The organism is Gluconobacter sp. GP1 (genome assembly GCF_032913585.1).
In the GTDB taxonomy this organism is placed as follows: Bacteria; Pseudomonadota; Alphaproteobacteria; order Acetobacterales; family Acetobacteraceae; genus Gluconobacter; species Gluconobacter cerinus.
In genome coordinates this window covers 1-210 of record NZ_JASGXC010000093.1, presented here as the reverse complement: position 1 = coordinate 210, position 210 = coordinate 1, and the positions used below count along the sequence as shown (strand labels likewise).

Below are 210 nucleotides of genomic sequence, written 5' to 3'. Positions count from 1 at the left end.
AAGGAATATTATTCCAGTCCTCATAGAACGTGGTGGATGAACCCGACAGCGTGACGTAAGAGCCGTTCCACGGGCCAGCGATGTAAGAGCCGTCGCCAGTGGTCATGGACTGCGGCACAATGCTTGCCCTGATTGCGTTTGAGTTGGTTACTGCTGCATAGGTCGCCGCACCACCGGCGACTGTTCCGCCGTAAACCGAGTGTGCTTGAT

1 protein-coding gene is annotated in these 210 nt (G+C 55.7%); it reads right to left on the bottom strand.

The annotated features are described in order from the left end of the window. The coding region (locus tag R5H23_RS17200; protein ID WP_317216156.1) for a type 4 pilus major pilin at positions 1 to 210 on the bottom strand (210 nt) is incomplete at both ends.